Genomic DNA, 13,911 nt, shown 5'->3' with positions numbered 1-13,911 from the left:
TTGCTGAGAGGTCCTGTTGAGGGGAGAGAGGTGATCAGGTGCGCAGTGCGGCGTGGGGACGCCACTGGGGCTCCAACGCATCGCGGCCGGGGTTGGCGGCATCCCGGTCGGACACCAGCGGGTCGACGAGCCCCCAATCGGCGTCGATCGCCGGATCGTTCCAAGCCACCCCCAGCTCGTCGGCCGGGTTGTAATAGCCGTCGACCAGGTAGGTGATCGTCATGTCGGTCAGGGCTGCGAACCCGTGGGCGACGCCGGGTGGGATGTAGACGCCCAGGTGATTGTTGGGGCCGCCGTCAACCTCGCCGATGTCCAGGCACAGGGTGGCGCCGTCGGTGGGACCGCCGGCGCGCAGGTCGTGGAGGACCACCCTCGCCCAGCCGTTGGGGACATACCAGTAATCGGACTGATGCAGGTGGTAGTGCAGGCCGACCACCGAGTTGGCCTGACGGTCGCCGCGGTTGCCTTGGATCATTTCCCGCTGACCGGGAAACCAGCTGCGCCGGTAGGTCTCGATGAACATGCCGCGGGCGTCACGGTGGATGTCGGGGGTGACGACGACCACGCCGTCGATCGTGTCGGATGGGTTCAGTTCGGCCATGGGCCAACCTCCAGGGTTGAGAACGACTTCGTGGGTTTACGCCAGCTCGACTGCGGAGTGATCCCCGAGCATCACCCGGGTTGCGTGGGGTCGACGGGTGCTGCGAACCACTTCGGTGTCGCGTCCCAGCAGCGAGTCGGTCAGGCGGGGCACCGACAGGATGCGGGCCCCCTCCATGATCACCGACTGATCGATCTCGGAATCGATCACCTCGCAGTTGGCTGCAATCGCCGTGAACGGTCCGATGTAGCTCGAGGTGATCGTCGAACCGCGTCCGATGATCGCGGGGCCACGCACCTCGGCGTTGATCAGCCGGGCCCCCGCCTCGATGACCACCCGGCCATCGACCGTCGAGTTCTCGTCGACGTCGCCGTCGATCCGCGGCTCGAGGCTCTCGAGCACGCGGCGATTCGATTCGAGCAACGGGTCCTTCTTGCCGGTGTCGAGCCACCAGCCGTCGAGGAGGTCGTGATGGACCGGAACGTCGTGGTCGATCAGCCACTGGATGGCGTCGGTGATCTCCAGCTCGCCTCGGTCGGATGGCTCGATCGCCGCGACCGCCTCGTGAATCGCCGACGAGAACAGGTACACGCCGACCAGCGCCAGGTCGGACGGCGGATCCTCAGGCTTCTCGACCAGCCGCACCACGTGGCCGGCGGCGTCGAGTTCGGCCACCCCGAAGCGATGCGGGTCGGGCACCGGGGTCAACAGGATCTGGGCCGCCGGGCCGCTGTTCGACCGGTTTGAATCATCGAGCGACGGTGGCCGGGAATCGGCGTGCATGGTCCGCCAGCGGTCGATAAACCCGTCGAGGCCCTGCTGCAACATGTTGTCGCCCAGGTACATGACGAAATCGTCATCGCCGAGAAACTCCTGGGCGATCAGCACGCAATGCGCCAGCCCGAGCGGTTCGTCCTGGGTCAGGTAGGTGATGCTCACCCCGAAGTCGGAGCCGTCGCCCACCGCCATCTCGATCTCCGGCGCGGTCGCACCGACGATGATCCCGATCTCGGTGATCCCGGCAGCGGCCATATCCTCGATCCCGTAGAAAAGGATCGGTTTGTTGGCAACCGGCACCAACTGCTTGGCGCTGGTGTGGGTGATCGGGCGCAGACGCGTTCCAGCGCCGCCCGAGAGAATCAGGCCCTTCATCACCGCCGTTCTAGCAGGTCCAGCGAGGTTCCCCAGCGTCCGGCTTCGTGCCGAGCCCAGATTGATCGCCGGCCACGGCCCCGACGGTAGCGTCGTGGGTCGATGTCCGAGCCCTCTACGACCGAGAACGACGCCGACCGGACGCCGCCCGCACGGGAGCCGTCCGCACGGGAGCCGTCCGCACGGGAGCCCGCTGTTCAGGTCACCTCAGCGCAGGTGCCGTCGGTTCGGGTCGTGGTGCTCAATTGGAACGCCGCCGACCTGACGTCGCGCTGCATTCGATCGATCGAGGCCACCGAGTGGCCCCCGGGTGAGCTGGACCTGGTGCTCGTCGACAACGGGAGCATCGACGGCTCCGCCGAGGTGCTCGCCCGCCGCCATCCCGGCTGGAGGGTCATCCGCAATGGCGCCAACCTGGGTTTCGCCGAGGGGATCAACCGGGCGTTGCGCCCAGCCGACGCCGACTTCATTGCGTTGGTCAACAACGATGCCGTCGTCGACCGTGGCTGGCTTGCGCCCCTGGTCGACACCCTCGAGGCCCACCCGGAGGTCGGCGCCGCCGCCCCGCTGATCGTGTTCGATCGTTGGTTCGTGGACGTCGAGGTTGCAGTGGGTGGCGAGGGCGGCCGGGCCCGGCTGACCGAGGTATCGGTCGACGGGCACGGGCGATGGTCCCAGGTGCTCGCCGGCCCAGGGGTGGCACGCCCGCCGCACTGGTCGATCCCACTTCGTCGCGAGCTCGAGGTGGCCAACGAGGGATCGATCGCCATACCGGTGCCCGCCGGCCTCACCGACGACGGTGACGGTGAGGGCGACCGCCAGGAACCGGCCTGGCTGGAGTTGACCTTCGAGAGCACCCGGCCGATCGCGCTTCGCTGCGGTGCATCGTCGGCGACCGGCGAGCCGATCGACGGCGTCGTGCGCCTCAGCCTTCCGGCCGGTGGACGACCCGGGCGCCGGGTCAACAGCCTGGGTACCGCGCTGACCGACCACTGCGAGGGCTACGAGCTGCGCCTCGGAGACCGCGTCGACAGCCTCGCCGAGCCAGAGGTCGTACCCGGCTTCACCGGGGGTGGCGTGCTGTTGCGCAGGGCTGCCCTGGCCGACGTGGGCCTGTTCGACCCCAGGTTCTTCATGTACTACGAGGACAGCGATCTGTCCTGGCGGATGCGACGGGCCGGATGGATGACCATGACCGCTCCGCATTCCGTACTCCACCATCGGCTCGGGGCGACCGCCGGGTCGTCGTGGTCGGGGTTCTTCTTCCTCAACTACCGAAATTGGCTGCTCACCGTCGCCCGCAACGGCTCGAGCACCGACGCCCGGCGAGCCCTCGGTGCCGCCTGGGGGAACTCCTGGCCGTTCGCCCGTCGCAACGTCGTGGGCAAGGTACGCCGGCTCCAGCGCCCCGACCTGGACATCACCCGCCGCTGGCTCGCGGTCATGGCCGGAACCGGTGCCTCCCTCCCCCGCGCCCTCGCCACCCGACTGGACGACCGTTGGCGCCGGGTGGGCACCTCGTCCACCGACGCGGTCGGCAGTCGCTGGCTGCGCACCTCGGCCCCGTCGGTCCCCCGGCCCGAGATGGGGGGACCGACCATCGTCTTTATCGACGTGACCGACACGCTCGTCTCGCGCTGGCGAGCCGGCATCCAGCGGGCGGTCTCCGAGCTGGTCACCAGGCTGGCGCTCGACCACCTCGAGCTGTCGCTGGTGCTCATGCGGTGGAGTTCGCTCGATGGCGCCTACCGGCGTCTCGACGACGCCGAGACCGCCGCCTTCTTCGACCCCGAAGCCATGCCCAACCATCCTCCGCCGCCCCCGCCGGGTCGGGCGCCCCGTTGGCGCCGGACCGTGACCCGGGCGGCCGCCGTACCTCCGGTGCGATCCCGCATCGACGCCACGCGCCGACGGACACAGCTTCGTCGACGCCCGGCCCACCACGGCGAGTTGATCATCGAGGAGTTCCCTGCCGGGTCGATCGTGTTGGACCTCGACGCCAGCTGGAACCTCGGCGACATTCCCCGTCGTGTGCTCTACCCCCGGCTGAGCAACGCCGGGGTCACCGTGGTCAGCCTGCTGCACGACGTCTTGCCGGTCACCCACCCCGATTGGTTCGACCCCAACCTGGCCCGGGTCTTCGTCGACCACGTCGACGCTGCACTCGCACACGCCGACGTCGTCGTCACCAGCTCACGGTTCTCCGCCGGCGAGCTCCTGCGCCTTGCGGACGACCGCCCACGCGACCGTCGCCGGGGGCCGCTGGCGATCGAGGTCATCCCGCTGGGTGCCGACCCGGTTGCGCGTTCACCCCAACCTGTCGATCAAGGCCTTCTCGACCGCCTGGCCGAACGGCCGGTCGTCCTCGTCGTCGGCACCCTCGAACCCCGCAAGAACCATGCCGGGCTGCTCGACGCCTTCGAGTCCGTCGACGCCGATGCCACCCTGGTCATCGTTGGACGCCAGGGATGGAAGGCCGACGAGCTTGGTGAGCGCATCCGCACCCACCCGGGGTTCGGCGATCGGATCGTATGGCCAGCCGAAGTGAATGACGCCACCCTCGATGCGCTGTACGAGCTGGCGACCGTCGTCGCCGTGCCGTCGCACGCCGAGGGCTACGGCCTGCCGGTCGTCGAGGCGCTTCGGCACGGCTGTCGGGTCGTCTCCTCGACGGGCGGCTCGCTACGCGAGATCGGCGGCGAGCTGGTCACCTACGTCGAAGCCACCGACCCCAACGCCCTCGCCGTTGCGTTGGACGAGGCCCTCACCGACGGGTTCGACCGTGCCGCCGACGTCGAGTTACCCACCTGGGACGCCGGCGCCTCTGCGTTGGCCGAGATCCTGGTTCGCGCAGATCCCAGGGGACAGGGCTGAGTCGTCCGACTTTCAGACGCCGACCGTCTGCCGGCCGGCCGGCGCTGAGTCGCCATTGGACGTGGCTACGGAGGCGACCGGCGCCTCCAGCGGCGCCGGCATGCACTGGTCGGTCAGCTCGACCACCTTGATCTGGTCCCGGTTCTCCCAGGTGATCTCGTTGGCCGGATCGCGACGGATCTTGAACTCCCGGAAGCTCATCTCCTGGGCGTCGAAGGCCAGGTAGCGGCCGATCAGCGGGTCACCGAGGTCGAGGAAGTACTTGATCGCTTCGACCGCCTGGATGCACCCGACGATGCCGGGCAGCACGCCGAGCACGCCGGCTTCGGCGCACGAGGGTGCCATGTCCGGCGGCGGGGGCTCGGGCAGCAGGTCGCGGTAGGTGGGCCCGTTCTTGGGGTCGAACACGGTGACGTGCCCCTCGAAGCGGAAGATCGAGCCGTGCACGACCGGGATGCCCAGTTTCACCGAGGCATCGTTGAGCATGTAGCGCACCGGGAAGTTGTCCGCTCCATCGACGACCAGGTCGTACCCGGAGATGATCTCCTCGATGTTGTCGGCGTCGAGGCGCACGTCGTGGGTGATCACCTTGACGTCCGGGTTGAGCTTCTCGATCGCCTCCTTGGCGGAGTCCACCTTGCGCATACCGATCCGGTCGGTGTTGTGGAGGATCTGACGCTGCAGGTTGGAGCGGTCGACGACGTCCATATCGACGATGCCGAGCGTGCCGACACCCGCCGCCGCCAGGTACAGGCCCGACGGGCTGCCGAGGCCGCCGGCGCCGAGCAGCAGCACCTTGGCATCGAGCAGCTTCATCTGACCTTCCTCGCCCACCTCGGGCAGCAGCAGATGGCGCTTGTAGCGGTCCTTCTGGTCGGGATCGAGGCTCTGGGGCACCTTCCACTCGCGGCCCTCGTCCTTCCACTTGCCAAACCCGCCGGCCATCGAGGCGACATCGCTGTAGCCCAGCTCCTCGAGCGTCTTGGCGGCAAAGGCCGAACGCACGCCGCCGGCGCACTGCACGATCAGCGGCGTGTCCTTGTCGGGCAGCTTCATCTCGATCTGGCTTTCGAGGTGGCCACGGGGGATGAACAACGCCCCGGGTACTGCACCCGCCTCGTACTCGTCGGCCTCGCGCACGTCGAGGATCATCGAGCCCTGGTCGCGCAGTCGGTCGGAGGTCTCGGTATCGACCTCACGAATCTGCTGCTTGGTCGTCTTGAGGAGGTCACGGAAGTTGGCCATCGATCACGCTCGTTGCTCGGGGTTGGTGCACTCCCGGGGAAAGTCTCCGGGCTCGCTTGACATAAACCCTACCAACCTGGTCGACATTCCCACCAAGCGGGCCGGCCGCCTGGCGCGTGACCACCCGATGAGGCCGCTCGGTAGGTTGAGGCCATGGCCACGACTCACCCGACCGCCGATCCCGAAGCCGTGCGACGGGCCGCTCAGCTGGTCGCCGACGCCCGGCGGATCGTCGTGCTGACCGGTGCCGGCATTTCGACCGACTCGGGCATCCCCGACTTTCGAGGCCCTGACGGCATGTGGACCCGAAACCCGGAGACGGAAAAGCTCTCGACGATCGATCACTACCTGGCCAGCCCCGAGGTGCGGGAGCGGGCTTGGCGCGCCCGCATGGACCACCCGGCCTGGCGCGCCGATCCCAACCCCGGCCACACCGCGCTCGCCGAGCTCGGGCGAACCGGCCGCCTGGCACTCACCGTCACCCAGAACATCGACGGTCTCCACGTCGAGTCGGGGCTGCCGACCGAGGAGGTCGTCGAGGTTCACGGCACGATGCGCCAGGTTCGCTGTGTCGGCTGCGGGATCACGTCGCCGATGCAGACCACCCTCGACCGGGTGCGCGCCGGCGAGGCCGATCCTCCTTGTCAGCTCTGCGGCAGCATCCTGAAGTCGGCCACGATCTTCTTCGGTGAGGCGCTGGTTGCGGCCGACCTCAATCGAGCGTTCGCCGCCGCGGCCCAGGCCGACCTGCTGTTGAGCGTCGGCACCACACTGCAGGTGTACCCGGTGGCCGACATGGTGCCGATCGCCGCCTCCAACGGCGCGTCGATCGTGATCGTCAACGGCGAACCCACGCCGATGGATGATCTGGCCGACGTGGTCGTGCTCGGTTCGATCTCCGAGGTGCTGCCCGCCATCATCGACACCTGAGCGAGACGGCACCCGAGCGAGACGGGAGCCGAACGAGGCGGCACCCGAGCGAGACGAGAGCCGGGCGAGACGGCACCCGAGCGAGACGAGAGCCGGGCGAGACGAGAGCCGGGCGAGACGAGAGCCGGGCGAGACGGCACCCAAGGGACACGACACCCAAGCGACACGACACCCAAGCGACACGACACCCAAGCGACACGGCACCCGGGCGCCTGCTCGCCCGAACCCACCAGACGGCCCCCATGCGGTCGTGCGAGAGTCTCACCGCCGACTTTCGCATGGTGGTCATGCGTAACCCGGCGGTCAGACTTTCGCAGCATGTCGGCTGGACCTGGGCGCCCGATCGACGGCGCCGCTCGGCGATGCCCGAGGCACAGGCCCCATGGGGACCGCCCGACACCAACCCGGTGGAGCGTCGCCCGGGGTGTGGTGCCCGTTGCCGAATCATCCGGCCCGGCAGACGCTGTTCTCATGAGCGAACGGGCCCTGGTCCAGTTGGCGACGCGTCAGCACGGTTTGGTGACGACCCAGCAGGCTGGGCAACTCGGCTTCGACCGAGGAGCGGTGACCTCTGCGGTGGCAAAGGGGCGCTGGCGTCGAGCGGGCATCGGCGTGCTGGCGTTGGGGGCCACGCCGGCCACGCTTCATCAGCGGACGCTCGCGGCAGTGTTGAGCATCGGCGAGGCATGGGCAAGCCACAGCACGGCCGCCCGCGTGTGGGGATGGGAGGTTCGTCATGCCCGGGTGGAGGTGATCGTGCCCGGCGGGCGCAAGGTTGAGCGTCGCAACGTGCGGGTGCACCGAAGTACGCGCCTGGACCCTGAGGACGTTGCGATCGTCGGCGGCATTCCCGTCACCAGCCCGGCTCGGACCCTGATCGACCTGTCCGGCCGCATCACGGTTGACGAACTGGCCACCTGCCTGGACACGGCCCTACGTCGTCGCCAGGCCACAATCGATGCCATCAACGCCATGATCACCGCCACCCAAGCGACGTACGGGCGGCGTCCCCGTGTGCTGAGCAACCTCATGGAGCTTCGGCGTGGCGCCGGTCCAACGGAGAGCCCGCTCGAAGCCCGGATACTCCGAGTGCTGGCCCAGGCGGGCGTCCCTCTCCCCACGTGCCAGCATCGGATCACGGTCGGCGTGAAGGAGTACCGGCTGGACATGGCCTGGGTGGATGCACGGGTGTTCTCCGAAGCCGACGGATTCGAACACCACGAAAGCCGCAGGGCCTTTGATGCCGATCGTCATCGCACCAATCACCTGGCCGCTGCGGGGTGGACCGGGGTACACCTCACGTCGGCCTTTTCCGATGACGAGATCGTCGAGGCGGTGCGCAATGTGCTCGCACTCGCGGCGCGGCCCGGCCGCAGCCAGGAGGGCACGGCGACAAGGTGAGGCTTGGTTTGCTGGGTCGCCGCGAACAGCGAACCAGAGCAGAGATCGCTGGGGCGAGCCGTTACCCGGAGGGACGAAGGGATCCGACGGTCAGCGTCAGGCGATGGTCAGACCGGCGGTGCGCTGGCCCCACGCACCATGGTCAGGTCAGGTCAGGTCAGGTCAGGTCAGGTCGGTATCAGGCCAGATCAACAGTCGTACCCGGATCCAGACCTCCTCGACGAACAGCAACGCTGCGACCACCGCCAGACAGAGGCCCCACTGGGCCCAAGTGAGCCCGACCGTGTCGAAGATCCGCTGGAGCACCGGTACCTCGACGACGGCGACCTGCATGGCGCTGACAGCGGCAATCGTCATCCACAACGCACCGTTGCTGAAGGTGTACCGGCGGAACACCCCCTTGCCGTCGGACCGGACGATGAGCGAGTTGACCAGCTGCGCAAACACAAACGTGGTGAAGGCCATCGTCGATGCCAGCAACGGATCCGCGCTGCGGTAGCGCACCAGCACCCAGATGATCGCTGCTGACATCAGCGCTGTCGTGGCGAGGATCCGGCGCAGGCGTGTGTTGGTCAGGATCGGCTCGGTACGTCCCAGCGGCTTGCGCTTCATCACCTCGGGGGCCGGCGGGTCGACGCCCAGGCTCATCGCCGGCGGACCGTCGGCGATGATGTTGACGAACAGGATCTGGATCGGGCTGAACGGTATGGGCAGATCGAGAATTCGCGCCGCCAGGATCGTGCCGACAGCCGCCAGGCTGGTCGTCAGCTGGAACCGCACAAAGTGCACGATGTTTGAGCGGATCGCCCGGCCCCGCTCGACCGCGGTCACGATCGTGGCGAAGTTGTCGTCGGCCAGCACCAGGTCGCTGGCCTCCTTGGTGACCTCGGTGCCGGTGATGCCCATCGCCACGCCGATCTCGGCCCGGCGTAGGGCGGCGGCGTCGTTGACGCCGTCGCCGGTCATCGCCACGACCTCGTCGTTGGCCTGGAGGGCCCGAACCACCCGAACCTTGTGCTCCGGCGACACCCGCGCACACACCGAGATCGCTTCGATCCTGCCGGCGAGTTCGTCGTCGCTCATCGCGTCAAGATCGCTTCCGGTGACCACCTCGCCGTCGAGGCCGAGCTGCTGCCCGATCGCCGCCGCGGTCGTGGCGTGGTCGCCCGTGATCATCTTGACGGCGATGCCGGCGTCGCGGCACTCCGCGATGGCGACGCCAGCCTCCATGCGGGGCGGGTCGAGGATGCCGACCACGCCGTAGAGCACCAGGTCGTCGAGCTCGTCGTCGGGATCCCCGTCCCAGTCCGCCGCCAGCTCCTTGCCGGCGATGGCCAGCACCCGCAGGCCGTCAGCACCCAAGGACCGCATCACCTCGGTGGCCCCTGCTCTGCGGGCCTCATCCAGGTCGGCGATGCCGTCGGCGACGAGCATCGCGGTACAACGACCGAACACCACGTCGCTGCCGCCCTTGACCGCCAACAGCCGACCGGGACCGCCGAATGGGTCCTCGGTCACCGTCGCCATCAGCTTGCGGGTGGAATCGAAGGGCAACACGGCGAGGCGGGGCAGATCGGCCCGTACCGACTCGGCGGTCACCCCGGCCTTGCCGGCGAGAACGATCAGGGCACCTTCGGTCGGATCGCCCACCAGCTCGTGGGTGCCGTCGGCGCCGGCGCGCAGCACGGCGTCGCTGGCCAGGGCGGCGGCGGTCACCATCCGGCGCACCGCGTCGGTGGCGGGTGGATCGATCGTTCCGTCGGGGCCGTAACCCAACCCGTCGATCTCGTGGGTTCGACCGCCACACCACGCCTGTGTGGCGGTCATCTGATGAAGGGTCAGCGTGCCGGTCTTGTCCGAACAGATCACCGTGGTCGAACCGAGCGTCTCGACCGACGCCAGTCGCTTGACGATGGCGTTGTGCTCGGCCATCCGCCGTACGCCGAGCGCCAGGGTGACGGTGACAACGGCGGGAAGCCCCTCGGGTATGGCGGCCACCGCCAGGGCCACGCCGCCCAGGATGGCCGCAGCAAAGGTGTCGCCACGCAGCATGCCGACGGCGATCACCAGCGCAACAGCGACGCCGGCGATGACCGCCAGGCGTTTGCCCAGCCGCTCGAGCTCCTCCTGCAGCGGGGTCAGCCCGGGCTCATCGGCCGAGATCATGCCCGCCAGACGTCCGAGCTCGGTCGACATGCCGGTCTCGGTGATCAGCAACTCGGCGGTGCCGCGCACCACCGTCGTGTTCATGTGTCCGATGTTGGACCGGTCGGCCAGGGCGACCTCGCCCTCGCCGGCGGGCAACGAGGGCTCGTCCTTGTCGACCGGTTCCGACTCGCCGGTCAGGGTGCTCTCGTCCACCGACAACGAGTTCGCCTTCACGAAGCGGCCGTCCGCGGGAATCCGGTCGCCAGACTTGAGCAGAACCAGGTCCCCGGGCACCACGTCGGCGGAGGCGATCTCCTCGACCGCGCCGTCCCGGCGCACCTTGGCCTGCGTGGTCAACATGCCCGACAGCGCTTCCATCGCCTGGTCGGCCCGCTGTTCCTGAACGAAGCCGAGCAACGCATTGATGATGACGACCACCCCGATCACGATCGGGTCCTTCAAGTCGCCAACTGCGGCCGAGATCACCGCAGCCCCGAGCAGGAGCAGGATGAGCACCCCGCGAAACTGGTCGAGCAACCGTTTCCACCACGGCCGTTTCGGTTCGCCGACCAGCTCGTTCGGGCCAGTCTGCTCCCGGCGCCGGACGGCTTCGGATTCGCTCAGGCCGCGAGCGACGTCGACGTCGAGTTCGTTGGCCGCTTCGGCGGGATCGAGGCGGTACCAGGGTGATCGAGGTTCGACGAGGCGGCCGTCGGGCGGGCCTACGGTATCGATCGTACGGGCGGCGGAAGGTGTCATCGGGAGTCCATCACAAGGTCGGTTTCATTCGTCGCCCCCGCCGTTACCGACCGAGCATTCGGGCATCGCTCGCCAACGCGGAGACCGTCCCGGTACGCAGCTTACCGGCGCCCACCTGCGGTGATCCCAGCGACCTGGGCTACGTTTCCCTGCAACGGCAAACTCTCCGCCTGCTCTGCCAACCGCTTCTGCCGCCCGAACGTTCAGCCTTGGACCGCTCGCTGTGATCTGCCCCCACTGCCACGCCGATACCCTCGATGATGCCCGGTTCTGCACCCACTGCGGGGCGGCGCTCAACGCTTCGTCCCCGGGTGTGGGCGATCGGTCGCAGACGCCCAGTGGTGTTCATCCGACCGCCGGTGAAAGCGCGGGCCGGGACACAAACCGGGATGCGGGCAACCGAGGTTCAACCGACGGCGAAGGACCGCCCGTCATTCAACGGCGACGCCGCTCCGAGGCGCCCGCCGCGGACGGGTTGGCGAAGACGGACGCCGTCGGTGTGGTGACACCCCCTCGACCGCCGCAGGACGGCGGAACCTCGACCCAGGTCAACCCGCAAATCGGCCCCGCCGGATCGCAGCCGCCGGAATCGCCGTCGGCGCCGACCTCGCCCATCGGGGGCACACCGACCTCGGTCACGCCGGGCATTCCCGCCGCTCCGTCGGCCTGGGACCAGCCGGACGGCGGGGCGGCGACGGCGGTGCACGACCTGTCGAGCCCGGAGCCGCCCCGAGCCGCCGCGAAGCCGCTTCCGGCGCCCGCTCCCAGCAGCGTCTGGTCGGCCCCTGCACCGCTGGCGGCGCCACGCCGGGTGCAGCCGCCGTCCGAATCCGGGTCGACGCCGGGGTCGGGGCGCTGGGCCAGGGTGGTCGCCGGGGTGGTCTCGGTGTGGCTACCGGTCAGCGCCTTGATCTACGTCGTACTCGACCAGGGCAAGCTGCTCGAGCGGTCAGGGCTTGAGCTGGTCGCCATCGCAGCACCGACGCGACTGTCGTGGGGTGTCTGGTCTTCGACCGCAGCGCCGCTGGCGTGGACGGTATCGCTGCGGGCGCTGGCGCTACTTGCCGGCTTTGGGGCGCTCGTCATCCTCGCCGCATGGATGGCCCGCAACCGCAAGGCGATGCAGATCGGCCTGATCGCGACCGGCGCGACCGTGCTGACCTTCGGGGTCGTCCAGCTCGTGTGGTTGATCGTCGGGCTCGACCTGATCACCGGTCTGACCGTCGGCCAGGAGATCCGCCAGATCTACGTTCCCGCCGGCGTCAGTATCGCGGTTGGCGTGCTACTCGCCTGCCTGGCACCGGTCGCCAGCCGGTCCAAGCACTGAAGAGCCGCTCAGGTCACCCCGGATCAAGGGATTCTCAATTTTTAAATCACTTTCACCCTTACGGTGAAAAGGTTATGTTGAAGGTCGGTCACCAAGCTCGCACCGAGGAGGCCCATCATGACGTGCCCACTGATCATCGGCCCATACCACCCACCCAAGACCTTCCAGCGCTACCCGTCGGCACCGGCCGGAGCGTTGCTGGTCGCTCACCTCCGACGCAATCGCTTCGAGGTGATCCTGCCCGCAACCGAGCCCGGGCTACTCAAGGCTCTGCGTCTCGGCGTCTACTACGTCGTTCGCCGCCACAGCGGCATCAACGAAGATGTCCATCATGCCCTGACGCGTGACATCGAGGTGGAGTTCAAGTTCAAGTACTCCTTCACGCTGGAGCTGAGCAACGAGGCCCAGCCGAAGCCCAACGGTCGGCGTACCGCCGGCGATGTGAAGGACGCATCCAACGCGCTGAAGGAGAACGCCATCGAGGCGGTGCGCTACTACAGCGAGCACGCCGACCCGGTGGTGCTGTTCCGTGCGCGCCTCCGCCAGAAGCTCAACGAACTGGCACGAGAGCACTCGAGGCCCGACATCGGCGAGCTCTACGACCGGGTGCTCGGGCTGAAGCAGTCCGGCTGTAAGGACTTCACCGAGACGCGAGGCATGAAGGTGTGCCTCGAACAGTTCAGCGTCTCGGTGCAACCGAGGGGCTTCGGCACAGCCGCCTGAAGACCGAGGCGCTGTCGCAACACCGTTTGTGCCAACAGGACGAGGTCCGGTGGCCCGATAGCCTGCGGCTCCGTGGAACCGCAGCGACCGTTCGTGATCGGGATCGCCGGAGGGTCGGGTTCGGGCAAGACGACGGTCACCCGGTCGATCGTCGAGGCCGTCAACCTCGTCAACGTGACGATGCTCACCGTCGACAGCTACTACTTCGATCAGTCCGACCGGCCGATGTCGGAGCGGGCACAGGTCAACTACGACTCCCCCACTGCGTTCGAGTGGCCACTCGTCTTCGAGCACCTCAACCGCCTGCGATCTGGGGTTGCGGTCGAGGTGCCGGTCTACGACTTCACCACCCACACCCGATCGTCGATCACCGAGCCTGCCCACCCCGGAGCGGTGATCGTCGTCGACGGGATTCTCGTGCTGCACGACCCCGACCTGCGAGAACTGCTCGACCTGGCCGTCTATCTCGACGTCGACGACGACCTCCGCTTCATCCGGCGGATGGAGCGCGACGTGACCGAGCGAGGGCGAACGACCGAGACGGTCGTGCGCCAGTACCTGACCACCGTCCGTCCGAGCCACGTGCAGTTCGTCGAGCCAACCCGACGCTTCGCCGACGTCATCATCCCTCACGGTGGACGCAACACTTCCGCGATCTCGATGCTGGTGGCGCTGATCCGCGAGCGGGTGGCCTTGGCGACCACCGAGCCAAGCACCGGCTGACACCTCGTGACCGAGACGCTGTTCGTGT

General features: G+C 68.3%; 10 protein-coding genes. 6 read left to right on the top strand and 4 right to left on the bottom strand.

The annotated features are described in order from the left end of the window. Positions 1-34: 34 nt before the first annotated feature. Positions 35-601 carry a dTDP-4-dehydrorhamnose 3,5-epimerase family protein gene (locus IPN02_14090; GenBank protein ID MBK9297933.1) on the bottom strand — a complete coding sequence of 189 codons (567 nt, stop codon included), beginning with the start codon at positions 599-601 and terminating at the stop codon, positions 35-37. A 36-nt stretch (positions 602-637) separates the two neighbouring features. Further along, positions 638-1,753: a glucose-1-phosphate thymidylyltransferase gene (locus tag IPN02_14085; protein ID MBK9297932.1), complete on the bottom strand. Its 1,116-nt coding sequence runs from the start codon at positions 1,751-1,753 to the stop codon at positions 638-640. Positions 1,754-1,855: 102 nt separating this feature from the next. On the opposite strand from IPN02_14085, the gene IPN02_14080 reads away from it, so the two are divergent. Next, the gene (locus tag IPN02_14080) at positions 1,856-4,627 is read left to right on the top strand and encodes a glycosyltransferase (GenBank protein ID MBK9297931.1); all 2,772 of its coding nucleotides are present in this window, start codon (positions 1,856-1,858) and stop codon (positions 4,625-4,627) included. Between the two features lie 12 nt (positions 4,628-4,639). Here IPN02_14080 and moeB read toward each other — a convergent pair whose 3' ends face one another. After that, positions 4,640-5,872, bottom strand: coding sequence for a molybdopterin-synthase adenylyltransferase MoeB (moeB, locus tag IPN02_14075; GenBank protein ID MBK9297930.1), 1,233 nt, complete (start codon positions 5,870-5,872; stop codon positions 4,640-4,642). Positions 5,873-6,025: 153 nt separating this feature from the next. On the opposite strand from moeB, the gene IPN02_14070 reads away from it, so the two are divergent. Both IPN02_14070 and IPN02_14065 read left to right on the top strand, forming a co-directional pair. Then, positions 6,026-6,802 (top strand): Sir2 family NAD-dependent protein deacetylase, encoded by a 777-nt coding sequence (locus IPN02_14070; protein ID MBK9297929.1) that lies wholly within the window; start codon positions 6,026-6,028, stop codon positions 6,800-6,802. Between the two features lie 471 nt (positions 6,803-7,273). Next, on the top strand, positions 7,274-8,203 hold the full coding sequence (locus IPN02_14065) for a type IV toxin-antitoxin system AbiEi family antitoxin domain-containing protein (GenBank protein ID MBK9297928.1): 930 nt from the start codon (positions 7,274-7,276) through the stop codon (positions 8,201-8,203). A 162-nt stretch (positions 8,204-8,365) separates the two neighbouring features. Here IPN02_14065 and IPN02_14060 read toward each other — a convergent pair whose 3' ends face one another. Next, positions 8,366-11,110 (bottom strand): cation-translocating P-type ATPase, encoded by a 2,745-nt coding sequence (locus IPN02_14060; protein MBK9297927.1) that lies wholly within the window; start codon positions 11,108-11,110, stop codon positions 8,366-8,368. Positions 11,111-11,333: 223 nt separating this feature from the next. Between IPN02_14060 and IPN02_14055 the strand changes: the two genes are divergently transcribed. The 3 genes from IPN02_14055 to udk all read left to right on the top strand — a co-directional run bounded on the left by IPN02_14055 (position 11,334) and on the right by udk (position 13,883). Further along, positions 11,334-12,437 carry a zinc-ribbon domain-containing protein gene (locus IPN02_14055; GenBank protein MBK9297926.1) on the top strand — a complete coding sequence of 368 codons (1,104 nt, stop codon included), beginning with the start codon at positions 11,334-11,336 and terminating at the stop codon, positions 12,435-12,437. Positions 12,438-12,554: 117 nt separating this feature from the next. After that, entirely contained in the window at positions 12,555-13,160 is a 606-nt protein-coding gene (locus tag IPN02_14050) for a hypothetical protein (GenBank protein ID MBK9297925.1), read from the top strand. Positions 13,161-13,253: 93 nt separating this feature from the next. Then, positions 13,254-13,883, top strand: a complete 630-nt coding sequence (gene udk / locus IPN02_14045; GenBank protein MBK9297924.1) for a uridine kinase — start codon at positions 13,254-13,256, stop codon at positions 13,881-13,883. The last annotated feature ends 28 nt before the right edge of the window (positions 13,884-13,911 follow it).

This window comes from Candidatus Microthrix subdominans (assembly GCA_016719385.1).
Lineage (GTDB): Bacteria > Actinomycetota > Acidimicrobiia > Acidimicrobiales > Microtrichaceae > Microthrix > Microthrix subdominans.
The sequence above is the reverse complement of the archived record's forward strand: the minus strand, read 5'-3'. Positions and strand labels throughout refer to the sequence as shown.

Bases quoted from the DNA above. Each gene is read 5' to 3' on its own strand.
- IPN02_14090 (MBK9297933.1), bottom strand. From the start codon at position 601: ATGGCCGAACTGAACCCATCCGACACGATCGACGGCGTGGTCGTCGTC.
- IPN02_14085 (MBK9297932.1), bottom strand. From the start codon at position 1,753: ATGAAGGGCCTGATTCTCTCGGGCGGCGCTGGAACGCGTCTGCGCCCG.
- IPN02_14080 (MBK9297931.1), top strand. From the start codon at position 1,856: ATGTCCGAGCCCTCTACGACCGAGAACGACGCCGACCGGACGCCGCCC.
- moeB (MBK9297930.1), bottom strand. From the start codon at position 5,872: ATGGCCAACTTCCGTGACCTCCTCAAGACGACCAAGCAGCAGATTCGT.
- IPN02_14070 (MBK9297929.1), top strand. From the start codon at position 6,026: ATGGCCACGACTCACCCGACCGCCGATCCCGAAGCCGTGCGACGGGCC.
- IPN02_14065 (MBK9297928.1), top strand. From the start codon at position 7,274: ATGAGCGAACGGGCCCTGGTCCAGTTGGCGACGCGTCAGCACGGTTTG.
- IPN02_14060 (MBK9297927.1), bottom strand. From the start codon at position 11,110: ATGACACCTTCCGCCGCCCGTACGATCGATACCGTAGGCCCGCCCGAC.
- IPN02_14050 (MBK9297925.1), top strand. From the start codon at position 12,555: ATGACGTGCCCACTGATCATCGGCCCATACCACCCACCCAAGACCTTC.